Below are 25500 nucleotides of genomic sequence, written 5' to 3'. Positions count from 1 at the left end.
AATCCACATGAAAGAAATGACGGTACTGAAATCACTGATACTATTATTGGTTTGTCACCTTACTGCCACCGCCCAAACAAAAAATCTCCTTAGCTACGTAAATACCCTCACCGGCACTGCTAACAGCACCACTTTGACCGCACAAAAACACGGCGCAGGCACCGAGCAACTGGCTAACACCATTCCCGCTGTAGGTATGCCTTTCGGCATGACGCAGTGGACTCCTCAAACCAGGCTCACCGAACAGAAATGTGTAGCCCCCTATTATTACAAAGACAATCTTTTCAGCGGCTTCCGCAGCAGCCACTGGCTCAGCGGTTCCTGTACACAGGACTATGGCAGCTTTACCATTATGCCGGTATGTGGCACACTGAAAACATCTCCTAACGACTACGCCAGTACGTATTCCCATCAGTCAGAAATAGCAACTCCAGCTTATTATGGGGTTACACTGGATAAATACCAGGTAAAGGCGGAAGTTACTGCTACCGCCCGTTGCAGCATGATACAATTCAGCTTTGACCGCGATGATGATTGCTATATCATTATACGCCCCAACAGCGACCGCGGCAAAGGCGCCATCTATATAAACCGCGCCAACAACGAAATCTCCGGCTACAATCCTGCCTACCGCATTTACCAGGGACAGGGGCAACCCGCAGGATTCAACGGCTATTTTGTAGTCCGCTTTGAAGAAAGCTTTCAGGCCCCAACCGTATTCAGTGAATCATCCCTGTTGGCGGCAGACAGTATCAGCCAGCAACCCAACATAGGCAGCGCGGTAAAATTCAAAGTACACAAGGGCAGCATCCTTAAAATGCGCATAGGCACTTCTTTTACCAGCATCGCTGCCGCCCGGGAAAATCTCGCCGCAGAAATTAATCACTGGAACTTCGATGCACAGGTAAAAGCAGGCAATGAAGTATGGAACAAAGCATTAAATAAAATACTGGTAGAAGGGTCGCAGGAAAAAAACAAACGCATCTTTTACACGGCGCTGTATCATACCATGCAGCATCCCAGGCTTTTCAATGATGTAAAAGGTACCTACCCTGCATTTTCACAATCCTACCAGGTAAAACAGCTGACAACCGGTAACTACTACGATGACTTTTCTATGTGGGATATTTACCGGGCACAGTTACCACTATACGAAATACTGGACCCTGCGCTGATCAACGACTTTGTACGTTCGCTCCTATTAAAAGGTCAACAAGGAGGCTGGCTCCCGATCTTCCCTTGCTGGAATAATTATACCGCCGCCATGATCGGAGATCATGCCATTCCATTCATTGCTTCGGCCTACAACAAAGGCATACGTGATTACGATGCAGAAGAAGCCTACCGGCTGATGCGGCAGAATGCCTTTGATACAGCAGATGCCGCAGACTACAGACAAGGCAAAGGCCGCAGGGCACTAACCTCCTATCTCCAATATGGCTACGTGCCACTGGAAGACAATGTACCTTTTGCCTTCCACACCAAAGAACAGGTATCCCGTACATTGGAATATGCATTTGATGACTACGCCCTCTCTACCATCGCCACTGCATTACATAAAAAAACAGATGCTCAGCTACTCCGCCAGAGAGCTAAAAATTATATGCATGTATTTGATCCGCAGGCAGGCTATGTAAATGGACGTTATGCTTCCGGCAAATGGTATGAACACCCTGATCCGGATAAAAAAGCTTTTTTCATTACAGAAGGCACACCGCGGCAATACGGGTTTTATGTACCTCACGACATCCCCGGCCTGATCAATATCATGGGCGGCAAACAAAAATTTGAACAGGCACTGAATAGTATTTTTGAAAAGAAAGAATATTGGCATGGTAATGAACCCGGCCAGCAAATTCCATTCCTCTATAGTTACATCAGTAAACCCAACCTGCTGCAACAGCGTGTGCATGAAATCCTGGCGGAAGAATATGATGATGGTCCCGGCGGATTATGTGGCAATGACGATGCCGGGCAAATCAGCGCCTGGTATGTATTTGCCGCCATGGGATTTTATCCGGTAAATCCGGTAGCACCGGAGTATACGCTTATAAGACCACTGTTTGACCAGGTCACTATTCAAACCGGACCCGCTACTACTACCACCTTTATTGTTCGTGCGCTGAAAGGGAAAAAAGCACTGATTATTGATAACGTTAAAAAGGATGGAAAACCATATAGTCCGGTCACCCTCGCTCATAAAGATCTGATGCAGGGAGGGGTATTTGAAATCAGTGCCACGGATGATAAAAAGATGCCTGACTAGCAGCAGACTGCCGCAACAGGCATAGCGGGAATAGGACAACAATGCTTTTTTAGTACCCATTTGTTTATAAGAGATTATAAAAAAACAGCTGCATTTTCAATACCTCGCTTTTTTTTGTATGTTGCAGTAACGGAACTAACCTATAGTCGATTGTAACACGTTGGACACATGAAAAGAAGCACTTTTATACAACAGGTCACCGCGGGCATTATTCTCCCATCCTTACTGGGTACCAATAAGCTACTCGCAGCTGTCGGCGAAACGGCCTTCGCAGATAAACTCCTCACCGCGCCGGTAGGTGGCGGTTTCAAAATGGATGACTACTGGGTATGGGATCCTTCTGTAGTAAAAGGTGAAGACGGACAATATCACATGTTTGCCTCCCGCTGGTCAAAAGAGCTGGGCTTTGGCAACTGGGTTACTAATTCACAGATCGTAAGAGCGGTATCTCCCACGCCGGAGGGCCCTTATACCTTTGCAGAAGTAGTACTGTCACCCCGCGGCAAAGACTACTTTGACGGCCTCGTAACACACAATCCCAGAATTGTAAAATATAAAAACAAATACCTGCTGTACTATATGGGTACCTCCTACGACTTCAAGGTACCCGATAACCGCGATGATGTTTGGGCAGATGGACGCGCACAACGCGCCTGGATGCATAAGCGTGTAGGCCTGGCCGTAGCCGATTCCGTTTTTGGCCCCTGGAAAAGAATGGACACACCGGTTATATCGCCACGCCCCGGAAAATGGGATGCTTCCATTACCTCCAATCCGTCACCAGTAGTAAAGCCTGATGGCAGCGTATACCTCATGTATAAATCATCTTCCAGAGATCATACGCCTCCTCTCCTGCTGGGTGCTGCCGGAGCCAAACAATATGATGCTGTATATGAACGGCTTTCAGATAAACCTGTCTTCTCCTTTCATAGCAAAGAAAACATGGACAACGATGTGGAAGATCCGTTTGTATGGTGGTCAGGCCGGCAGTATGAACTGATTATGAAAGACCGCTTCGGACATATCTGCGGAGAAGAAGGCGGCGGTATTCATGCCACCTCAAAAAATGGTATCGACTGGAAATTATCGAGTCCCGTAAAAGCCTATTCGCGGACCGTGAAATGGAATGACGGCACCACCACTCACCAGGCTAACTTTGAAAGACCGTTCCTCTTATTCGAAAACGGTAAACCTACGCATCTGTTTGCAGCCACTGGCTCCGGGCCAAGACCTTATGAAGTAGATAAGACCTGGAATATGGTCATCAATCTAAAATAAGTTTATTCGGTATTATAGGTATAATTATCCTCTCTGCATTTTTTCAATGCGGCACCGTCTCTTTTCAAAATACTACTTTTCATTCACTATCAAAGTATACCCTGTTATTTTGAAAAAAAGTACCCCATTTTGATAGGGTTGGAAAATCAAAACCCAGGCCACACCCCACATAATTAATTATAAAACAACTACTTATAACCCCACCCCCTTACTGGCACTTGTTTGGTGATGCCTGGTATCTAATCCATTCAATTCAGACAAGCCATGATGCTCCGCTTAAAAACAAAATTCACACTTGGACTGGTTTTTCTATTTGCCGTAACACTAGCGATTGGTATGCTCGGTATCTTCCGTATTTACCAGTTGAGCCGCAATGCACGACTGATGCTAAAGCAAAATCATAACTCCCTCATCTTCTCCAACAACATGCTGCTGGCGCTGGAGCAACATCCGGTAGCATGGACTACATTTAACGAAAATCTCTTCCGGCAGCAGCACAATGTAACAGAGCCCGGCGAAGATATCGCTACCCGTAAAGCGGTCAACCTGGCCGGCAGTCTGGTACTACAGCCAGACAATGATACCATGAAAGCGGCTTTACGCGCTGCCATCTTACAGGTGGCTGCAATTAATCAACAAGCCATTCTGCGTAAAAACCAGGTATCAGCCGACACCGCATCTACAGCGATTCTGTCACTCGCCCTTATTATTATACTACTGATTGGCGTATCCATCATATTCATCATCAGCTTTCCACGCATTGTCACCTATCCTATCCGCCTGCTGCATGCCGGTATCCGCGAAATTTCCAATAAAAATTATAATACCCGTATCCATCTTTCCCAGGGAGATGAATTTGGCGAACTCGCTACGGTATTCAATATGATGGCAGGAAAACTACATGAATATGAACATGGCAACCTGGCACAGATAAGGTTCGAAAAAACCAGGATAGAAGCCATTATCAACCAGATGAATGATGGCATCATTGGTTTTGATGAACATCACCAGGTATTGTTTATGAACGCCACCGCCACCCGCTTGTTTGAGAATACCGATTTATCCCTATTAAACAAAACTACCCCTGCCAAACATCCTTTATTAACGGCTCTCATAAAACATCCGGCTAATAAACAACTGAAAATAATCAGCAGTGGTCATCAGCACTTTTTCACCAAAGAAGTCATCACCGTCAGCAATAATGGTGATGCCATCGGAGAAGTGATGGTGCTGCGTAATATTACGGCCTTCCAGGAATTATCCGCCGCCAAAACAAAATTCATTGCTACGGTATCACATGAGTTAAAAACGCCCATCTCTTCCATGAAGATGAGTCTTAGCCTGTTAAGCGATGAAAGAATAGGCACACTACACACTGAACAACAACAGCTGCTGAACAGCATCAGCGAGGATGTGGAACGCATCCTGCAAATCAGTACTACCCTGCTGGATATCGCCGGGGAAGAAGTACTGGCCATTGAAACATATCCGGCAACACCAACCGGAGATATCCATATTATTCATTCTTAATTATTCATGACATGACTACGGGAATTATTTTATTGGTAGAAGATGAAGAAAAACTTCGCCACTTACTAAAACGGATCATTGCACTGGAAGGCTTTCAGATCTATGAATGCGCCAGTATGAAAGCTGCCCGGCGCATACTGGACACAGAACCCATCGATGTAGTGCTAAGCGATATCATGCTGCCCGATGGCAATGGTATAGACCTGGTTACTTATCTCCGTGAAAAAAATTTATCTGCCGAAATTGTATTACTCACCGCCTATGGCAATATACCCGACAGTGTACGTGCCATTAAAGAAGGGGCTTTTGATTACATCACCAAAGGTAACGACAACGCCAAAATCATTCCCCTGCTGTATCGTGCGCTGGAAAAAGTACAATTGCAAAAACGTATTCAACACCTGGAAACACGCATTGGTAAACAATACGCCAGTTTCGATGATTTACTGGGAACCTCCGCCAATATTACAGCAGCCAAAGAGCTGGCCATGAAAGCAGCCCCCAGCGAAGCCGCCGTACTCCTCCTGGGAGAAACCGGCTCCGGCAAGGAAATGTTTGCACAGGCCATCCACAGCGCCAGCAGCCGCGCAGCCAGGGATTTTCTCGCGATCAACTGCAGCGCCATCGGTAAGGATATACTGGAAAGTGAAATCTTCGGTTATAAGGCCGGCGCTTTTACCGGAGCCGTCAAAAATAAAAAAGGACTGATAGAAGAAGCCCACCAGGGCACCCTTTTCCTGGATGAAATAGGCGAAATGCCACTGGACCTGCAGGCGAAATTACTACGTGTACTGGAAACCAGTGAATTCATTAAGGTAGGCGATACCAAAGTAACGAAAGTGGATATACGAATTATAGCCGCTACCAACAGAAACCTCGCACAGGAAATAGAACAGGGCCGCTTTCGGGAAGATCTCTATTACCGCCTCAATGTATTTACCATACAACTGCCGGCACTGCGGGAAAGACCGGAAGACATCCCTGTATTTGCCCGCCATTTCCTGGAACTCTTCGCCGCCAAAACCAACCGGCAGATCAATGGTATGAACCGGGAATTTATGGAATACCTGAAACTCCATGAATGGAGAGGCAATATCCGTGAACTGAAAAATGTGATAGAACGTGCCGTCATCGTCTCCGCACAACCCATCCTGACCCTGGAAGCACTGCCCTTTGAAATGAAGCTGCAAAAGAGTCCGTTACGTCAAAAAACAGGTACTTTCGACCTGGCTGCCATGGAGAAATTACATATACAATGGGTGATTAAATATGCCAGCGGGAATAAATCCAAAGCTGCAAGACTCCTGAATATAGGGCTCTCTACGCTTTACCGTAAAATGGAAGAATACAGCCTTCAACTGTAGGCATAAAAAAACTGCCAGGTAAAAAATTACCGGCAGTTATCGTTAAGCCTATATTAAAAATCAAACTTTCTTTCTTAGAATCTTACGATCAGGTCCATCGCAGCGGTAAACTGATCCTTACGGGTACCATTGTCGTAAGGTGTAATGTCATCACCGTAAGCACGCTCATACCTCACTTCCGGACGAATCCGGATCAACTTATTAAAGTGATGTACCCACCCAATCGTATGACTGCTGTAAGCAGTCGTATAGCCGGTACGGTTACCCTGCGGATCATTCAGGAAATCATTTCGGATAGACAGATAATCCTTCTCCGCCGACAGCTGTATCTGGAAATAGTTCACCAGCCCCACTGCATTGGCAATTCCAGGAATCGTAGCACCGAGGCCAGTTCCCATATACCATTCTTTACCCGGACCTTCAATAGCCGTTCCACCTACTGCCGCATCATGCTGCCAGATATAGTAAGCTTCTGTATTCATATGCACTTTGTTACTGAAACGGTGTCCCCAGGTACCTACCACCATTTGCAGGTTGTCATGCGCTTCTTTATAATATCCGCGACCTAAAGAGTTGATACCACCATACAGGGAGTTATTGTTATTGGAAGATACCCAGCGTACCATCGCCAAACCATTCACGCTGGCAGATTTACTCCAGGGCGCCATATCATTACCCGCATGTATACCACCAGACAGCTGCCAGTGATCATTCAATTTTAAAATAGCATGCACCCCTGTAAACGTATATGGATCTACTGTAAACATGAGAGAGTGAGAATACAGGTAATTATCCGGCGCCCACTGCGCTTCAATATCCGCAGGAGAAATAAACCGGCCCACTTTTATCAGTAATCCCTGCGCTACTTTTGGTAAATACAGCATACCGTATACCTGTGTAGGATCATAACCATACAGGTTATTCTTCTTTAACAGCTGATCACTGAAAATACCTTTGGCCAGCGTATAACGATAATCAGTACCATAAATATTATCTATCACGAAACCCCAGTCTGCGTGCTCTTTCTGCACTGTGTTAGGCTGTCTCTCTACCCGAAGTATCGCCTGATCCAACACCACGCGGTTAGGTACCAGGTTATAGGAAGTAGGCGCATTGGAGTTTTTAGAAGTACTTCCGTTTACGCCCACATCTATCCAACCATAAATTTTAATCCGGCTTTTACTTTTAGCCAGACCCAATAATTTTGTTAAGGGATAATCAGGTGCATCCCATGGAGCACCAATAACTGGTGTGCCTACCCATTCCCCGCTGGGGAAAGGCGGTGAAGAAAGTGGAGAAGGGAGACTCCTCCCATTGGAACCATCTACTGCTACAGTGTTTGTTTTGGTGACTGCTGTGTCTTGCTGTGCATATCCATAAGACAGGGACATTGTCAGGATAAGCGACATTAATAATCCTTTTTTCATGCTTGGTTAAAGTTTATACTTAATCTTCCGATAGTATATCCAATCACATGCCCTGATGGCAACCATGCAATGCCAGGTCCACACAACTCAATACCACAGCCGATCACAGATATCCAGCCAATATTAACTCACAAAAAAAAGAAATGCAAAAATGATTTCAAAATGAAAAAGTATGTCAAAATGAACAACTCTTTTAGTAAAATTGCAGGATAAACCCGGCATGTTATTAATTTGACTAATATTCTCATTATGACATGGTGGTAAAATCACCTTACACCGAAACAAATAAACGGTAAATCCAATACTGTAGCAGGTTTAACATTCCTTTTACCGCATTATTACGTTCGGGCATTTCTCTTGCATTTGTTATGGCATAAAACAACAAAATCATGAAAAGGTTGAAAAGTATCACAGGATTGATCCTATTATTGATGAGCATCAGCATGAACGTAAGCGCACAAAAAAAGATAACAGGAATCTATCGTAACATGAATGATTACCTGTGCAACCAGCTTACCTATGTCCGGGATAGCAGCAGTACACCCGTAATTAAGCTTTACACACTTGCACCCAAAAGCTACGTTACCATACAATACAAGGGTAACCACATACACCTGAACAAAAATGAAATATTTGCCTATCAGCTTAGCAACGGTGAAGTGTATAGAATAATAGGGAATCACAGTTACCAACTGCTTAATAATAATCCGCGGTTATTATTATATAAAAGAAAAATACCTGCTTCCCCCAAAGAAGGACCGGAAGATCAGTTCAAATATTATTTCTCCGCCGCCAGTGGTAGCCTGCAATCACTGACCGCCTGGAACGTAAAACAGGCCTTTGCCGACCACGCCACCTTACCGGATCAGATAGATGCGCTATTTAAAAGAGATGCGGAACTATTGACTTATGATAGTTTTCATAAGATGTATAAACTCGAATGGTTGCTGAAATAGCTGTTAGCCATTAGCTTATAGCTGTTAGTGTTTCCGTTGGCACTGCTGATCTGAAATGCTAACAGCTATAAGCTAATGGCCAACAGCTGCTTTCAAAATAAAATCTACTATCGGTGTGGGATTCGGAAAACTATGCGGATGATGCGCAAAACCCGGTTTATGCATTACCGTTATATCGCCGCCGGCTGCACGAATTTTTTCTTCAAAAGGTAAAGTATTTTCTGCCGGAGGCACATCTGTATCCGCATCGGCCAATACATGCAGCATGGGATACTTCCCTTTTACGATCTCGTTCACTTTATATAGCGGACTGCCTTTAAATGCCAATGCTGCTTCATCTGTGGTCAGGTGATAATCCTTTTTGAAAGTCTCCCATTCCTTGCGGTTAGGCATTTGCTTTTTAAACTGAATGCCGGGCCAGCTCACCAGGTCCATTACGGGATTGTCTACATACACGGCAGCTACCTTATCCGGATTCACGGCTGCCCAGTTGTATACATATACTGCACCCCTGCTCATCCCTTCCATCACTGCTTTAGGAGCCAGCCCTTTTTGATGCAGCAGTGTATAAAAATCATTCCATTGCTGAATCGCTTCCCTGTTACCAAATAATTCGGCTACATCACAATACACCAGGTGGAACCCCCTTTCCAGTAAGGCAATATCGGTCTGTGGTTCATGTCCCCAGAAACGGGCCCGCCAGATCCAGGGATGACCTGCCGCTTCCCGCGTAGGTGCTACCACTTTACAGGCATGTCCTTTGAACTCAAAATCAGCACAACGATAGCCCCAAAAGGAACTGATAGATACCTGACCAGGCAGGTTGTTGATCAGTTTCAAAGAAGGCGCCTGTTTAAAATGTACAACTTCATACAGCGTCTTCGCCATCATGGTAGTACCTTCCAGTTCCGGATGAATGCCATCAGGCAACAATGCCGGTTTACCAATGAACAGGGCGTTCACATTTACTACCTCCAGAGAGGTTTCAAAAGCTACCTGTCTTACTTTGGGCAAAATTTTATTTGTAATCACCGGGTCCCAGATCTGGGTAGTATCGGTTACAAAAGACACAATCGGTAATAATAGCAGGATGCGGGGATGGGTAGGCAACGATTGGAATGCACGGATCATGTCATGATAATCCTTTTCATATTCATCCAGGTATACCCGGTTCACCAGCTTACTATCGTTACCACCGAGGTCAATCAGCACGATGTCGGGCTCACTGGCCAATGCATCTTTGTATTGTTGGGTATTCCAGTAAGGATGATCTCCTTTTTTCAATAAAGTAGTGCTGCTCACGCCATAGTTGGTCACCTGGTAACCCGCTCCCAGCAATCGTCCCAGCTGCGCAGGATAAGATTGCGTTTCCGGGTGGGCGAGCCTGGCGCCGGCGCAGATACTTGCACCCAGACAAGCAACTTTAATGGGCTTTGCCGGACCTGCAAAAAGGGGCATGCTATAAAGCACGGCTAGTAACAAAATAAAATACCGGGATATCATATGCATAAGTTATACGTGGAATAATGCAGTGTTAAGATAATAAATTATTCCACGTATATCCCTTACAGTTGTTCTTTTACCCATGCAACGATCCGTTTAATTGCTCAAAGCCATAGGTTTCGAGGAAGGATATTTCTTCCTGAGCGGAGGTCTCCTTGTCCACATGGCATCTCTACCCTTGTAAACAGCTAATCATCATAAGCGCTTTGTATTGTACTTAAGCTGGTATGGTAACGTTCCTTCAATGCTCTTACAGAAGGTAATTTGTGGCCGGGCAGATACTGCCCGCCACTAATCTTACCTTCAATGTCCGCTGCTATTTCTTCGTATTTATATAGTTTCATCTGTTTATCCGCTACGGTTACCTGATAAAGGTAGGCGAATTATAACAGCTAATTAAACAGTACCTCATCTGCAAATACCCATCCGGGGGATCCTTTGCCTGGATGCCATTCGGGCAGCTTTGCCACCGGTGCCAGCACCACCTTTACACAAGCCAGTGTGGTAAGCGGAAAACTGCATTCAATATCCATAGCCGTGGCAGGATCATCTTTTTTCCCGGCAGCAGGTAAAATACGTTTCAGCAATTTCAGATGTTGTGCATCTGCACCTCCCCATATTTCTACTTTGGCAGGTGGGAAAATATACCCGTTAATATTTCGTAAGATACCTACCGAAATTGTTTGCAGCGGGACCGCCTTTTTAAACAACAACACCGCCTCCATGGATGTCCCATTATATCCCAGCCACTTCCCGTTGCCCTGGTCCATACCGCCTTTCTGTCCGTCTGTCAATGTTTTGGCGCCACTACCGGCGTACGTGCCATTGGGTTGCGTAAGCAGTACCACACTGTCAGGAGTATACGAAGATTTGTAGAAACTGTATTGTACCGGATCACTCGCATACCAACCCTGCTTGCAGGCGATGGCACGAATGGTGGTATTGCCTTCCAATAACAGGCTATCTTTAAATACAGGAGAGTTCATACTATCCGGCATCGAGTCATCAGTTGTATAACGTATTTCCACACCCTTAATAGGATGCTTCAGCAACAAGTGCATGCTATTGGTAAAAATCATGGCCGTATTCAACAACTGAGGCTGATTCAGCTTCAATGGCTGCTTACCATCATCCATAAATCCTTTGATCACGGCTACCTGTTTGAAGGCTGTCTGCGCCTGTTGGAGATCCGCAGCCGATAGCGCGGTGTTCCACAGGTACAACTCTTTTAAGGCAGGCGCTTTTTTCAACGCCTGTAGCTGTGCCAGCGTAACGGTGGTACCCGACAGGGAAAGACTTTCCAGGTGCGGCAGCTCAGCCAGCGCTGCCAGCGTTTGTCCTTTCAGGTTAGTAAAGCTTAGATTGAGCACCCGCAGCTGATCAAACTGAGAGATCGTTTTCAGATCTGCATCCTGTACCGGCATCTTCTGCAGGTGCATTTCAATGATCTGCTTTTTCAAGGGCAACAGCTCTTCAATAGACTTACTGCTGAACTGATCTTTGTTATAGCAGTTCACAATCAGTGGTGCAGCATGCAACGCTATCGGGTAAATAACGCGGTAGTTGTTATTCAGCTTCTGTACCAGCTTTTCATCTGCCTCAGCAAAATCATATACCGGCTCTACCTTCGCTGCAGGTTGCAGCATAGTAGCTGCTAACAGGCGGAGACTGTCGTGCACAGGCAATGCCGCCACTTTTGTTTTGAAGTCGGCACCTGCTTTTATCCAGTAATACAATAATGCGATTTCTTCCGGCGTCAGCTGAGGTTTACCTGCGGGAGGCATATGCTTTTTAGCATCCAATGGCATATGCAGTCTTTCCAGCAACAGGCTCACTTCCGGCTTACCAGCTACGAACAGCTTCCCGCTCTTCCCCCCTTTCAGCAGCTGTTGAGGTAAGTCCATAGCCAGTTCTCCTTTTGCTTTACCCGCGTTGTGGCAATTCATACATTTTTCTTCCAGCACCGGCTTCACCAGGTGCTCGTACACCAGCGCCTGATCAAATGGCACCTGCGGGCCCTTTCCGGCCGGTGTCACAGGCGCCAGTACAAAGTTCTCACCATGTGTAATATCTGCACCAAAATGGCCTGTAATGACCAATAGCAGCATCGTGATGGCCACGCCCCCTTTCTGCAGCAACGGACGGGGTATCGCTGACTGCCCCAGCCAGTATAAAGCGGAAGCCAGCCAAAACATACTCACCCCACTCCATTTATGCCATTGCAATATACCACTGCCGTTATATCCTTCCTCTTTGGACAAAAACAAGCCCATGATAACAGTAACGGCTGCACTGAGTGCACCGGCTAATAATAAAACTGCGGTCAGTTGCTGCTTCCAGGATGCTGCAGCAGGCTCACGTAAACGAATAAACGTTAACACACCGGCAATCATAATCAGCACGATAGGGAAATGCAACAGCAAAGGATGCATGCGCCCCAATACCTGCAACCAGGGCGGCAATACCACCTGGTTATTGAAGATCAGTAAAAAGAGAATGAAAATATTTGCTGCAAACAGTATACTACTACCTGCAGACTCCCACCGAAAGCGCTGTTTCAATATCATTACACCCTCCTGAGTTTATAGGGATATACTTTCCCCGCATTCCACTGCGCCACGTATAAATTTTCGTCATTGTCCACACATACATCATGCGGATGTACAAATATTTTTTCCGCCTGCTGCATCGGCTGCAGCTGACCATTGGTATATACCGGTGCAGTACCGCCAATATTGGAAACTACCTTATTATCCTTGTCCAGCACCGTAACAAAACCGCTGCCATTCAAATCCATATTGGGTGAGCGCAATACGGCTGCATACAAATGATCTCCTTTGATGACCGCACGGCAAACACAGGCCCCTGGCAGTGCAATCACTTCCAGCAATTTCCCGTCCATGCTGAAGCGTTTGAAACAGTTACGCGTTCTATCAGTAACAATCAGCGTAGGCGTACCCTGACGATGATCCACGCAAATGCCGTGTGCATTGTCCAGGTGTTCATCTCCCGTACCTTTTCCGCCCCAATAACCCAACAGCTTTCCATTGCGGTCGTAGCGCATCACATACTGTGCACCATAACCGTCAGCAATATAGAAATCGCCATTGGCAGCTACCGTGGTTTCAGTAGGTACAAACTCTTCTTTCTTCTTATACATACCTGTTTCCGCAGGATAATCAATGGTCAGCAGTATTTTACCATCCATAGTAGTTTTATACACCTGATGCTTTTCCGTATCCGTAATAAACAGGAATTCGGTGCCGTTCTCATTACTGAGGGTAAGACCGTGCGCACCAGGAAATTCATGGCCCCAGTTTTCCAGTAATTTGCCGGATTTATTGTAGACGAGAATATTATTTTTCGTTTCATTGGTCAGCAACAGGATACGTCCTTTTTTGTCCTGCACCATTTCATGGCAATCCTTCACCGGATACCTGCTGCTATCCAGGGTTCCCCACTTGGTATCCAGCGAATAGCGCATATTATTGTGGCCATATACCGGCCCTTTGGGCTTCGCAAAAAGATCTCGGGAAATGTAAAAGGAGGCGGTTACTAACGCCGATGTCTGTAGGAATTTTCTTCTTTCCATAATACGTTTATTTTATCAGGCCATCAATCCCGGTATTACTTTACCGGCAACATCTGTAAGCCGGTAACGGCGACCCTGGTGTTTAAAAGTTAATTTTTCATGATCCAGTCCCATGAGGTGTAAAACAGTAGCATGGAAATCATGCACATGTACAGGATCCTTAATGATGTTGTAACCAAATTCATCTGTTTCTCCGTACACACCCGGCTTTACGCCACCACCGGCCATCCAGATGGAAAAGCAGCGGGGATGATGATCGCGGCCGTAGTTGTCTGCCGTCATTTTACCCTGACAAAAATTAGTACGGCCAAATTCACCGCCCCAGATCACCAGTGTTTCATCCAGCAAACCACGTTGTTTCAGGTCAGTAATCAGCGCCGCGGATGCACGGTCTACATCTTTCGCCTGACCGGCCATTTCATTCGGCAGATTACCATGCTGATCCCAACCCTGGTGATACAACTGGATAAAGCGAACCCCACTTTCAGAGAGCTTCCTCGACAACAAACAGTTGGCCGCGAAAGTGCCTGGTACCAGGCAGTCTGGTCCATAAAGCTTAATAATATCATCTGATTCTTTAGAGAGATCTGTCAGCTCCGGCACCGCCGTCTGCATACGATACGCCATTTCATACTGCTGTATCTTGGTAGCGATTTCCGGATCACCAAATTCCTTAAACGACTGATCATTCAATGCTGATAACTGATCCAGCATCTGCCGGCGATTAGCCATATCAATACCATCCGGGTTATTCAGGTACAACACAGGGTTTTCACCACTGCTGAACTGTACACCCTGATGAATGCTATCTAAAAATCCATTGGACCATAGCTTGGAATATACGCCCTGCCCATTTCCTTTACCCCTGGAAAGCAACACACAAAAAGCAGGCAGGTTTTTGTTTTCACTTCCCAAACCATAACTCATCCAGGATCCAAAGCTGGCACGGTTTCCCTGTTGTGCGCCTGTTTGAAAAAATGTCAGCGCCGGATCGTGATTAATGGCTTCTGTAAACATTGATTTAACGATACAGATATCATCCACCACTTTGGCTGTATGCGGAAACAGGTCACTGATCCAGGCTCTGGACTCACCGTATTGTTTGAAGTCGTAGTGAGACCCCACCAGCGGAAACGATGTCTGACCGGAAGTCATCCCGGTTAAACGTTGCCCCATGCGGATAGATGGCGGTAACTCCTGCCCCATCATTTCCCGCAGCTTAGGTTTATAGTCGAAGCTCTCCAGCTGAGACGGTGCACCGTTCTGAAACAGGTAAATAATTCTTTTGGCTTTAGGTGCAAAATGCGGCATACCCGGAATAAACGGGGCTTCCTCGGCACCGGATTTACTAAAGATGTCTGGTATCAGCAAAGACCCCAGTGCCAGACTCCCCACGCCCAAACTTAGTCGTGACAAGAATTTCCGGCGGTTCATATTCAGGTGGCGCTCTATAAATTCGTTTTTCATCTTCCTGTATTTGAAAGGGTGACTGCCCGATTATGTTTTTGACAATGTTTCTTCCAGATTATAAATAGTGGTGATCACCTGCATCATGGCTGCCCATGATGCATTATCCAGGTTGGTAGCCATAGGATACTCACCCTGGTGCAACAGCTTCATCGCGTTTGCGGGTTGTTGTTTATACAGTTGCTGCTGTTGCTCATAATACTTTTGTAACAGTGCCAGTTCCTGCTGCTGCGGTGTGCGGCAAACAATTAAACGAAAGGCCTGTTCAATATTCCTGGCAGCATTATTATCTTTCTCCAATAGCCGTGAAGCCAATACCCTGGAGGCTTCCAGCACGGTGGGATCATTCAGCATAATCAGCGCCTGCAACGGTGTATTGGTACTGCTACGTTTCACTTCACACTGATCACGGTTGCTGGCATCAAAGATCATCATCGAAGGCGGTGGAACGGTACGTTTAATAAAGGTATATAATCCTCTGCGGTAAAGACTTTCACCATGATCCTGTTTATACCTGGCGAGGATGCCTCTGCCTGAAGTAGCCATTTCCCATAATCCTTTCGGCTGGTATGGTTTTACACTGGGGCCACCAATGGTGTGTACCAGCAAACCACTGCTTTGCAGTACCAGGTCGCGCACCAGTTCTGCCGGCAGGCGGAAGCGTGGACCACGGGAGAGGTAAATATTCTCCGGATCAATTTTTTGTTTTTCTTTGGATGCCACCGCCGACTGACGATAAGTAGCCGACATCACCATTTGTTTCATGAGTCGTTTTATATCCCAGCCATGCTGCATGAAATCGGTGGCCAGCCAGTCGAGCAACTGCGGATTAGTAGGCAAATCTCCCTGCATACCAAAGTCGCCCGTACTTTTGACGATGCCTCTGCCAAAGATTTCCTGCCATTGCTGGTTCACGAAAACCCTTGCAGTGAGTGGGTTGCGCTTATCAAACAACCACTCCGCGAGTCCCAAACGGTTAGCAGGATACTGCTTTATATCGAAAGGCAGTACCGAATGCGGTGTTTCCGGAGTAACTTCCAGCGTAGGGTTGTCATAGTTACCACGGCCAAGGATATACGTTTTTCGGGTGGTATCTCTTTCGCCCATCACAGATACAATCAGTTTATTGGTATCCTGTTTATTGATGAAATGTAATACACCCTGCAGATCTTCTTTAGTGATCTCCATATACGGCGTCTTGGCGTAGGTTTCAGGGCCTCCTACTGTAGACTGCAATCCTACTTCTTTTACATTATTAAAGAAGGCGAAGAGTTCATAATATTCTTTTTGTGAAAAAGGATCGTACTTGTGATCATGACAGTGGGCGCACTCGATAGTGATGCCCAGCATACTTTTACCAAAGGCGTTGGTCCGGTCAGTCACATACTCTATGCGATATTCTTCATCTATCACACCACCTTCTTCCGTGATTTTATGATTACGGTTATAGCCGGATGCCAGCAATTGTTCGCGGGTAGCGTTGGGCATGATATCGCCGGCCAGTTGCCAGGTAATAAATTCTTTGTAAGACAGGTTTTCATTGAATGCATGAATCACCCAATCACGCCAGGGCCACATAGTGCGGTAGTTATCGTCCTGGTAGCCGTGTGAATCTGCATAGCGGGCTACGTCCATCCAGTGAATGGCCATTTTTTCGCCGTAGGCGGTATCCTGCAGCAATTCATCTACCATGCGCTCATAACCTTGTGCACTGGTATCTTTTGCAAAGCGCGCCATCCGTTCAGGAGAAGGCGGCAACCCCGTCAGATCCAGGCAAACACGTTTCAGGAGTCTTTCATGATCCGCTACCGGGTTAGGTTCCAGCCCTTTGGTTTCCATGTGCGCCAATACAAACCGGTCTATTTCATTGCGCGGCCACTGTGCATTGTTAACAGCCGGCAGTGCAGGTGCAACCGGTGCTACAAACGCCCAGTGAGGCTTGTATTGTGCCCCCTGTTTAATCCATTTCTCGATCAGTTTGACTTCATAACCGGTGAGCGACATATTGGAGGAAGGTGGCGGCATGCGCATAGACGTATCCTTCGTGCTGATACGCTGGTATAATACCGATGCCATCGGATTTCCGGGCACCAGGGCATGCGCTCCGGGCGCTTCTCTTAATGCTTTATAGGCACTGTCTGCAATATCCAGCCTCAATCCGGCTTCCCGCTTATTGGCATCAGGACCATGACAGGCATAACACTTGTCTGATAAAATAGGACGGATATTAAAATTGTAATCTACAATTTCAGGTAGTTTTTCTTCCTGTTTATCGGCTGTCCCTCCACTATTACACGCATATAATACAATCAGGAAGCCGACGGTCAGTCTTACATAACGTTGGAACATATCTTTCTTAGTTAAATGCTCATTGCACACTTATTTTTGATAATCGCGGTAATTACAAAACATAGCAGAGATACCTGCCAATGATCAATCACTATAGCTGTTGGTTGTTTTTCTTGTTCTTTCGGTAAATATCGGCCATTAACGCATAGGTTTCTGGCACTATCTTGCCTCAATGTAACACTATTTTACCAATATGTACATACATACCTACAAGAAAGCCAAAAGCTAAAAGCTACCTATGGGATTCCGGCATTTTCACCACCCCTATATACTTTCCATGATGGCTCACAGAAACCGGCCAGCTTTTGCCGGTATAACGGTCATGAATAAACGGTATGCCGTATTCATCTTTGTAAAATACCTGCGAAGCAGGCAGTAGGTGTTGCAGATAATCCGGATGGGAATAATAACGGGTAAAAACAGCGCTGTCATGCAGCAATTGCGGGCTTTCTGCCGCATGGGTGTGAATACAGGAGCCGATCCGGCTACTCTGGAAATAATAAGCCTGTTGCTGGTAAATAACACTACCGGCAGCGGTGGCAGGGGAATATGGAGAAAGATAACAGGCAAATTGCTGTGGAGCAAACTTTCTTTCACGGGTACTGCGGTGAATGATTTTATAAACGGCCTCCTTGCAACTCCATAGCAACCAGAGCATGGTAGCGGGATGGACCGCCTTTTCAATTATATCTTTTTCATGGGACAAAAATAATTTATCCAGGAATCCTTTGCGGTAAATATTGCTTTCGCGTTCCGCCAGGTGAAGGTCTACGATGTCGTTGCCAATCACTTTTCTTTCAGCTTAGCTTCTACAATATCCATAGCAGCCTGCACATTCAGCATACGCTCCATTTCTTCGTTTTGAATAACGATGTCATATTTTTCTTCCACATCCAGTACTACATCTACCAGGTTAGCGGAATTAATTTTCAGGTCGGTGATAAAATCAGTGGAAGCATTGATTTCCGCCAGGGCTTCCTGGTTCCTGGCATAAGGCCTTACTATTTCTCTTAATTGTGCAATGAATATTTCTTGATCCATGTTTAATCGTTTATGGTTGCAGGTATTTTTTCAATATAATACAGGCGTTTACATCTCCAAAACCAAAGCTTGCTTTCGCCACTAAATTTATGTCTTTATATAATAGTTGCTGCGGAATTCTTTCCGGATCCACCAGTGCCGCTATTTCCGGATGAAGGTCTTCACAGTTAATATTAGGAAATACAAATCCTTCTTGTAATTGCAGTGCGGCAGCCACCAGCTCAATACTGCCGGAGGCACTAAGACAATGACCTACCATCGACTTTAATGCATTGAGATAAGGAAAGTCTTTGCCTCCACGTTCCAGGGCAACACTCCAATTCCTCACTTCTTCTGCATCTTTTCCGGTAGCTGTAAGGTGACCATTGATCAGATCAATGTCGGCGCCCGACACACCCGCCTGTTCCAGCGCGGCTTTAATACAACGCTGTACTGCCATCGGATTGGGCGCTGTCATCGTACCTCCGTTACGCTGACCGCCGGAGTTAATATGGCCACCTAATACTTCCGCATAAATAGTAGCATTGCGTTCCAGTGCACTTTCCAGCGATTCCAATAAAAGTGCGCCTGCGCCGCTACCCGGCACAATCCCGCTGGCAGAAGCGCTCATGGGCCTGGATCCGGCAGCAGGATGCTCGTTATGCTTAAAGGTGCATACTTTCATGGCATCGAAGCCGCCCCATATATAAGGCCCGCTATCGCTGGTACTGCCTGCCAGCATACGTTTGGCGTGGCCATACCTGATACGTTCATATGCCATCAATACACTTTCCGCTCCGGTAGTACAGGCGGAAGAATTAGTGGTTACCTGGTTACCCAGTCCCAGCTTGCCTCCCAGGAAAGCACTGATACCGCTTGCCATAGTTTGCGTAACGGCGGTGCTGCCTAAACGACGTACCTGTAATTCATCTACCTTATAAATGGATTCGCGGAATTTATCTACGCCCGAAGTGCCGGCCCCAAATACAGTACCGCTATCCCAGTCGGGCACGTCTGCAGGGAATGGTAATTGTGCATCTGCCCAGGCCTGCATACCGGCTATAACACCATAGATGATGCCCGAGCTGTTGAGCTGTTTCAGTTCCAGCTCATCAAAATATTGCCGCTGCAAGGCTTCGGAGACTTCCGGTCTGCCTGCAATCCAGCAGGAAAATTGCAGCGCAGCCATTTGCTCTTCATAACGGATACCGGATACACCGTTTTTAATAGCATCCCGGAAAGCCGCTACCCCAACGCCATTAGGCGATACTACACCTAGTCCTGTTATAACAACCCTGTTACTCATTGCTTTTATTAATGATCATGCCTGCTATGATACCATCGCAGACTAACTCACCGGCAGCATTGTGTAATGCCACGCGGCATTTCAATTTATTGAACCGGAAATATATTTTCTCCGCTGTTGCTTTCACGGTTTCCCCGGGGGAAACGGGCAGGTAAAAATCTACCTGTGTGGAAGTCATGGCTACAGTGGGTGCTTGTTTACTGATTTCTTCTCTCAATAAATAAATACCCAGACAAGCCAGGCCAATCTGTGCCATCACTTCTGTCAGCAATACACCGGGGGTAACGGGATAACCTTTAAAATGGCCCTGGTAGCAGGGCAGATCTGCGTTAAATGTATATGTACCCGTTACCTTTTCTTCATCAATATATTCCAGCGCATCCACAAACAAAAAGGGAGTCGCATAAGGTAAATGCAGTAAGATTTCTTCTTTCGTCATAGCCTATTGAATATGCGTTCCTCCGTCCACTGGTATGATGGCGCCATTAATCCAGGCGGCTTCGTCTTTACATAAAAGATATACCACATTGGCCACATCTTCCGGTGTTGTCAACCGCTGAAAAGGGTTCCTGTCTTTTCCATAGGCCAGTAACTCCTTGCTACCGGGAATTCTTTGCAGCGAGGCCGTATCTGTGATGCCCGCCCGGATGCAGTTAGCCCGGATGCCCTGTGGCGCAAATTCCAGCGCCATACTCCGGGTGATGGCTTCCAGTGCAGCCTTGGCCGCAGACACTGCTGCATAGTGCTGCAGCGCCTTATAACTACCATCACTGGTAAAGGAAAGGATACGTGCATCTGCAGCAAATAGTTGCCTGTGCAAGGTATCCACGGCCCATTCATATAAACTCACCGCCATATGCTGGAGGGTAATGTTAATGTCATCTGCCTGCAACGCCGGCAATGCTTTGAGGTTGCCACGTGCAATACTGTGCAGCAAACAGCGGATACGCCCCTGCTCTCCCATCGCCGCCTTTAGTTGTGATAATACCTCCGCGCGCTTTTCGGGATTCAACACATCAATATTAAAGGAAAGCACCTCAACACCAAGGGCTTTGATATCTCCCAAAGCCTGCTCTATAGCAGGTAACTCCACGCGGGTATTACGATGCACAATGCAAACATTCATACCATGTGCTGCCAGCTTACGAGCCGATGCCAGCCCCAAACCCGTGCTACCTCCTAATATCAACGCCCAGTAAGTATCAAACTCTTTTACCATTGTAATAAAATTCGCTGTGCAGAAAACCCCGGGCCAAAACTCAACATCAGTCCTTTATCACCTTTGGGAAGCTGCTTTTCCATAAATCTTTCCAGTACATATAACACCGTAGCGCTGGACATGTTGCCGTATAAACGTAAAATTTCTTTGGTGTCGTCCAGTTTCTTACCCATGTTCCGGAAAAGTTCTTCCACCAGGTTGATAATTTTTTTACCGCCCGGATGAAAGATGAGATGATCGACTTCCGCTATGGTCATATTGTTTTTAGCGAGAAAGGGATGAACAATATCCCCGAAGTGTGCTTCAATTTTTTCCGGTACTTCTATGTCCAACACCATTTTCAGACCGGTATTGGAAAGATGAAAACCCATCAGGTAATCTGCATCATAAAAATGATACATTTCTTCCGCTATGATTTCAGGTCCGCGATCCTGTTCATGTGAAGATAAAATAACGCAGGCAGCGCCATCGCCAAAAATGGCAGCGCTCACAATATTCGCCATGGAATAATCATCCAGCTGGAAAGTGGCGGTGGGCGACTCTACCGCAATAACAGCGGCACGTTTACCAGGATTCGCCTCCAGCATTTTTTTCGCATAAATGATTCCGGACACGCCTGCTGCGCACCCCATTTCTGTTACCGGCAACCGGATGATATCCTGCCGGAGCTGCAATTCATTAATGAGATAAGCATCCAGTGAGGGAATCATGATACCGGTACAACTCACGGTAATAATATAATCGATATCGGTACCTTTCAATCCGGCTTTATGCAACGCACTTTCCAGACATGTGCGCCCCAGCTTAATGGCTTCGCGCATATAAATATTGTTCTTCTCTTCAAAACTGGTTTTGTTAAACACGTCTTCCGGTCCCATAATGGAATAGCGTTTATCTACACCCGCATTTTCAAAAATCTTCTTTACTTTTCTGATGAAGCGGTCTTCCTGTCCGTATAACCAGGCATCTAAAAAAGGTAATATTTCCGGAGTAGATCTTGTATAGGGAGGAATGGCTTTAGTGACAGTCTGAATTTTAACGCTCATAAATTATTAATTATCCATTGATAGCGGAAAGCCCATTTCCATTGCAGGGAATATGCACCGATATTAAGTTCTGCTGATAAATGATGTAATTCTTTTTTCTTAAATCCCCGAAGGATAGATACCTGACCATCTGCTCTTACCATGCTGTTTAAATTAAACACGAAACAGATCAGCTGAAACAAGCGATACGCCAGGGCGCTCCGGTGAAGATCATTGATAACAATGCCTATCCTCGCCTGTTGTCGGAAAGCCGTCATCAGGAGGCGAATTTCTTCTTCTTTAAAATGGTGTAAGGTAAGCGTACATAAAATAATATCATATTGTTGCTCCCGGAATGCCGGCGCCATAATGTCCTGGCAATAATACTGAATATCCGGATATGCTGCTGATAATTCCCGTGCATGCGTGACCGTAGTAAGATTTGCATCTACACCGGTAAGTTGAAAACGCCGGTGTAATTTTTTGCCGAACACAGATAATTGTCTCAGCATATCACCGTTACCACACCCCACATCGAGGATGGTAATTGTTTGATGGGCAGGAATATCTTTTATCAGGGCTGCCACTCCTTTCAGTGTTATCCGGTTGCCACCCAGCAGCCGGTTGATTTGAGCTATTTTACGCAATGTTTCTTTTAACAATTCCCCATCCATGTTAAAATCATCCATAATTTCAGGCGCCTGACTTCTTTGCCGGGTGTTTATACGCATTCCAATGCTGCTTTTAGCGGTTTGCCATGCGTACGTCTGATAATCCCTGGCAACAGGCCGGGGAATAAAATAAGTCCTTTCATCATGGTAGCAGATAATTTCTCATTCCGGAACAGCCGTGATAAAACACGGCCGGTGCGCATACGGCTGCTGAACATTTTATTCCAGGCTTTTGTATAGTCCTGTTCCAATGCCAACCTGTTTTTTACAGGTGCTGCAAAATACTGTAACACCTTTTCTGAGGCGATCTGCGCACTTTGTATCGCCATCGCCATGCCATTGCCGCAGAGCGGGTGAATCAGACCGGCAGTATCTCCTGTCATTAAAATATGATGGACTACTTTTTCTTTTTCTGAAAAAGAAACCTGGCTAATAGTAAGTGGCTTATCAAACAGCAGGGTGCTGCTTTCAAAAATATCTTTCAGGTGTTGATTCCGATGTAATACCTGCTCCTGGTGCGCCGCTATATTTTTATAATTCTTGAAGCTTTCATAACTAACGAGATAACAGATATTCAGTATATCGTCTTCTACTTTGGACACCCCGCAGTAACCGCCATCGAAATTATGAAGCCCTACCGTATCTGCCGGAAAATCTCCCCTGTAATGTGCTTTCACAGCCAGCCAGGGTGATTTCTCATTCATAAAGCTACGGGACAGTTTACCATCCAGGGCAGCTCTTTTACCATAGGCTCCCAATACTACAGGCGCAGAAAACACCCCGTTTTCATGAGTGTCTATGAAAAAGCGGTCGTTTTCAAATACCACATTGGTAACAGTATCCCCGATCAACGCCACGCCGTTCTTTAGCATTTGTTGCATCAGGAACTGATCAAAAGCATAGCGACTCACGCCAAAGCCTCCCAGGGGGAGCTGCGTTTCCAGTGTTTTACCGTAATGATCTGAAATAATCAGCCGGTCGATCCGGGAAGGATTCAATACTGCGGGATCAGCCCCGAGCGATTGCAGATAAGGTAACACTTCATTGGAAACATACTCTCCGCAGACTTTATGCGAAGGGTATGTATTCTTTTCAATAACGGTTACCTGTAAACCAGCTTTTGATAAATGAATAGCGCTGGTCAGGCCGGAAAGGCCGCCTCCTATAATAATGACATCTCTGGAACCCATACCCCTATGGTTAAAACAATAACAAGCTCCGACACAACACCGGTAGCTGTTCTCAATATAATGAAATTATAGCTGATAAAGACAGCGAAAAAAAGGATTTATAGCACTTACTACCTGCACCGGCTATACGAAAAATGGTTTTTGGATATATACGTTTCACATCTTTAATATTCAATAAATATATAATTTACAAAAAGCACATACGTCTGTTTACCATGCCAGTATAAAACTTAACATTGCCAATATTATATAATTGTTAATTTTGAACCTAATTGTTTTTGTAAATAAATTATTTATCCATGACCGATTCCAGGAAACCGACCGGCAAGCATCTGAAAAAGGATGCTGGTTTAAAAGTAGCCGAAGTATTAACTGCCGCTTTGGGTGACTTAAAAGAGACTTTAGGGGAAAAGAAGTTTCTCCGCAACATTAAGAAGGCTACAAAGGCCATGATAGCAGGATTGTCAGAGAAAAAAGAAAAAGCACCTGCCAAGCCTAAAAAGAAAGCTGCTGCAAAAAAAGCAGTAGCCAAAAAAGCAACTGCTCCGAAAGCCGATACTCCCAAGGCTGATACGCCTAAAACTGCCGCTAAAAAATCTGCTCCCAAAAAAGCAGCCGCTAAAAAAGCCTAAGCCAGCAACAGCCGGATAATCTTACCTGTAGTGTCTTTATTGTACCGTCCTGCCAGGGCAGGTGATTGTCGTGCCCCTAAGCAAGTGGTTCAATAAAGATACTTTACTGGTGCGGCGGCAGCTGCGCATACATATTGATATCATAGGCTTTGTCGTCCCAAAGCATCCATTGTTGCAATAATCCTTCATGACGGAAGCCGGACTTTGTCAATACCTTCTCGGAAGCCTTATTTCCCGGCAACACCTCCGCTTCAATCCTCTTCAGCTCCAAAGTAGTAAAACCGTATTCCAGTACCGCTGCTATTGCTTCGGTCATGTACCCTTTGCCCCAATACTCCTGCACCAGTGCAAACACCAGCACCCCTTTATGCCGCGGAACAAAACTGTTGAAACCAATCATGCCAATCAGGTCCTCCCGGCCTGCTAAAGCAATCCCCCAGCGGATGCCCTGCTTATCTAAAAAACGTTGCTTTAAAAAATCCACTACCCTCCTTACATCTCCTACCTCCGTTAACGGCACTACATGATAGTATTCCRTTACCCGCTTATCTGTTAAAAGATAAAACAGATCCGGTTGATGCGCATGTTGTATTTCAATGAGGTGCAGGCGTGGGGTTTGCAGTACGGGGAATTGATCCGACAATGCTTTCATGATTTACTTGGGTCGTTTTTAGAAACTAAATATAGCATAAAAACGGTTGTACC

Annotated in this window: 22 protein-coding genes; 6 read left to right on the top strand and 16 right to left on the bottom strand. The window is 45.9% G+C overall.

The annotated features are described in order from the left end of the window. The first annotated feature begins 7 nt into the window (after nt 1-7). From AB4Z08_RS19835 to AB4Z08_RS19820, 4 genes are all read left to right on the top strand, one after another. Nucleotides 8-2266 (top strand): GH92 family glycosyl hydrolase, encoded by a 2259-nt coding sequence (locus AB4Z08_RS19835; RefSeq protein WP_441575514.1) that lies wholly within the window; start codon nt 8-10, stop codon nt 2264-2266. Between the two features lie 168 nt (nt 2267-2434). Next, on the top strand, nt 2435-3544 hold the full coding sequence (locus AB4Z08_RS19830; RefSeq protein ID WP_441575513.1) for a glycoside hydrolase family protein: 1110 nt from the start codon (nt 2435-2437) through the stop codon (nt 3542-3544). Nucleotides 3545-3808: 264 nt separating this feature from the next. Continuing rightward, on the top strand, nt 3809-5074 hold the full coding sequence (locus AB4Z08_RS19825) for a histidine kinase dimerization/phospho-acceptor domain-containing protein (protein ID WP_441575512.1): 1266 nt from the start codon (nt 3809-3811) through the stop codon (nt 5072-5074). 11 nt (nt 5075-5085) lie between these two features. After that, nucleotides 5086-6438: a sigma-54-dependent transcriptional regulator gene (locus AB4Z08_RS19820; protein WP_441575511.1), complete on the top strand. Its 1353-nt coding sequence runs from the start codon at nt 5086-5088 to the stop codon at nt 6436-6438. Between the two features lie 74 nt (nt 6439-6512). Here AB4Z08_RS19820 and AB4Z08_RS19815 read toward each other — a convergent pair whose 3' ends face one another. Then, nucleotides 6513-7865, bottom strand: a complete 1353-nt coding sequence (locus tag AB4Z08_RS19815) for an outer membrane beta-barrel protein (RefSeq protein WP_441575510.1) — start codon at nt 7863-7865, stop codon at nt 6513-6515. A 389-nt stretch (nt 7866-8254) separates the two neighbouring features. Here AB4Z08_RS19815 and AB4Z08_RS19810 point away from each other — a divergent pair, with 389 nt between their 5' ends. Continuing rightward, the gene (locus AB4Z08_RS19810) at nt 8255-8821 is read left to right on the top strand and encodes a hypothetical protein (protein ID WP_441575509.1); all 567 of its coding nucleotides are present in this window, start codon (nt 8255-8257) and stop codon (nt 8819-8821) included. A gap of 72 nt (nt 8822-8893) precedes the next feature. On the opposite strand, the gene AB4Z08_RS19805 is transcribed toward AB4Z08_RS19810, so the two are convergent. From AB4Z08_RS19805 to AB4Z08_RS19740, 14 genes are all read right to left on the bottom strand, one after another. Continuing rightward, nucleotides 8894-10324: a GDSL-type esterase/lipase family protein gene (locus AB4Z08_RS19805; protein ID WP_441575508.1), complete on the bottom strand. Its 1431-nt coding sequence runs from the start codon at nt 10322-10324 to the stop codon at nt 8894-8896. Between the two features lie 188 nt (nt 10325-10512). Then, the gene (locus AB4Z08_RS19800) at nt 10513-10668 is read right to left on the bottom strand and encodes a GntR family transcriptional regulator (protein WP_441575507.1); all 156 of its coding nucleotides are present in this window, start codon (nt 10666-10668) and stop codon (nt 10513-10515) included. A 48-nt stretch (nt 10669-10716) separates the two neighbouring features. Beyond that, complete coding sequence (locus AB4Z08_RS19795) at nt 10717-12891, bottom strand: c-type cytochrome domain-containing protein (protein ID WP_441575506.1); 2175 nt, start codon at nt 12889-12891, stop codon at nt 10717-10719. Next, nucleotides 12891-13916 (bottom strand): 6-bladed beta-propeller, encoded by a 1026-nt coding sequence (locus AB4Z08_RS19790; protein ID WP_441575505.1) that lies wholly within the window; start codon nt 13914-13916, stop codon nt 12891-12893. The genes AB4Z08_RS19795 and AB4Z08_RS19790 overlap by 1 nt, the downstream gene beginning before the upstream one ends. Before the next feature lie 15 nt (nt 13917-13931). Then, on the bottom strand, nt 13932-15383 hold the full coding sequence (locus AB4Z08_RS19785) for a DUF1501 domain-containing protein (RefSeq protein ID WP_441575504.1): 1452 nt from the start codon (nt 15381-15383) through the stop codon (nt 13932-13934). A 30-nt stretch (nt 15384-15413) separates the two neighbouring features. After that, a complete protein-coding gene (locus AB4Z08_RS19780; RefSeq protein ID WP_441575503.1) occupies nt 15414-17732 on the bottom strand; it encodes a PSD1 and planctomycete cytochrome C domain-containing protein in 2319 nt (772 codons plus the stop codon). 232 nt (nt 17733-17964) lie between these two features. Beyond that, complete coding sequence (locus tag AB4Z08_RS19775; RefSeq protein ID WP_441575502.1) at nt 17965-18522, bottom strand: 4'-phosphopantetheinyl transferase family protein; 558 nt, start codon at nt 18520-18522, stop codon at nt 17965-17967. Next, nucleotides 18519-18773, bottom strand: a complete 255-nt coding sequence (locus tag AB4Z08_RS19770) for an acyl carrier protein (protein ID WP_441575501.1) — start codon at nt 18771-18773, stop codon at nt 18519-18521. The genes AB4Z08_RS19775 and AB4Z08_RS19770 overlap by 4 nt, the downstream gene beginning before the upstream one ends. 10 nt (nt 18774-18783) lie before the next feature. Beyond that, nucleotides 18784-20058: a beta-ketoacyl-[acyl-carrier-protein] synthase family protein gene (locus tag AB4Z08_RS19765; RefSeq protein WP_441575500.1), complete on the bottom strand. Its 1275-nt coding sequence runs from the start codon at nt 20056-20058 to the stop codon at nt 18784-18786. After that, entirely contained in the window at nt 20051-20497 is a 447-nt protein-coding gene (locus tag AB4Z08_RS19760) for a 3-hydroxyacyl-ACP dehydratase FabZ family protein (protein ID WP_441575499.1), read from the bottom strand. Before AB4Z08_RS19760 ends, AB4Z08_RS19765 begins: the two co-directional genes overlap by 8 nt. A 3-nt stretch (nt 20498-20500) precedes the next feature. Further along, complete coding sequence (locus AB4Z08_RS19755; protein ID WP_441575498.1) at nt 20501-21277, bottom strand: SDR family oxidoreductase; 777 nt, start codon at nt 21275-21277, stop codon at nt 20501-20503. Then, nucleotides 21271-22323, bottom strand: coding sequence for a type III polyketide synthase (locus tag AB4Z08_RS19750; RefSeq protein WP_441575497.1), 1053 nt, complete (start codon nt 22321-22323; stop codon nt 21271-21273). The genes AB4Z08_RS19755 and AB4Z08_RS19750 overlap by 7 nt, the downstream gene beginning before the upstream one ends. Beyond that, on the bottom strand, nt 22320-23033 hold the full coding sequence (locus tag AB4Z08_RS19745) for a methyltransferase domain-containing protein (protein WP_441575496.1): 714 nt from the start codon (nt 23031-23033) through the stop codon (nt 22320-22322). Before AB4Z08_RS19745 ends, AB4Z08_RS19750 begins: the two co-directional genes overlap by 4 nt. Continuing rightward, nucleotides 23024-24163, bottom strand: coding sequence for an NAD(P)/FAD-dependent oxidoreductase (locus AB4Z08_RS19740; protein WP_441575495.1), 1140 nt, complete (start codon nt 24161-24163; stop codon nt 23024-23026). Before AB4Z08_RS19740 ends, AB4Z08_RS19745 begins: the two co-directional genes overlap by 10 nt. Before the next feature lie 299 nt (nt 24164-24462). On the opposite strand from AB4Z08_RS19740, the gene AB4Z08_RS19735 reads away from it, so the two are divergent. Next, a complete protein-coding gene (locus AB4Z08_RS19735; RefSeq protein WP_441575494.1) occupies nt 24463-24795 on the top strand; it encodes a hypothetical protein in 333 nt (110 codons plus the stop codon). A 103-nt stretch (nt 24796-24898) separates the two neighbouring features. On the opposite strand, the gene AB4Z08_RS19730 is transcribed toward AB4Z08_RS19735, so the two are convergent. Further along, nucleotides 24899-25447: a GNAT family N-acetyltransferase gene (locus AB4Z08_RS19730; protein WP_441575493.1), complete on the bottom strand. Its 549-nt coding sequence runs from the start codon at nt 25445-25447 to the stop codon at nt 24899-24901. Nucleotides 25448-25500 lie beyond the last annotated feature (53 nt).

The sequence above is a fragment of the Chitinophaga sp. RAB17 genome, from assembly GCF_052114225.1.
GTDB lineage: Bacteria > Bacteroidota > Bacteroidia > Chitinophagales > Chitinophagaceae > Chitinophaga.
The sequence above is the reverse complement of the archived record's forward strand: the minus strand, read 5'-3'. Positions and strand labels throughout refer to the sequence as shown.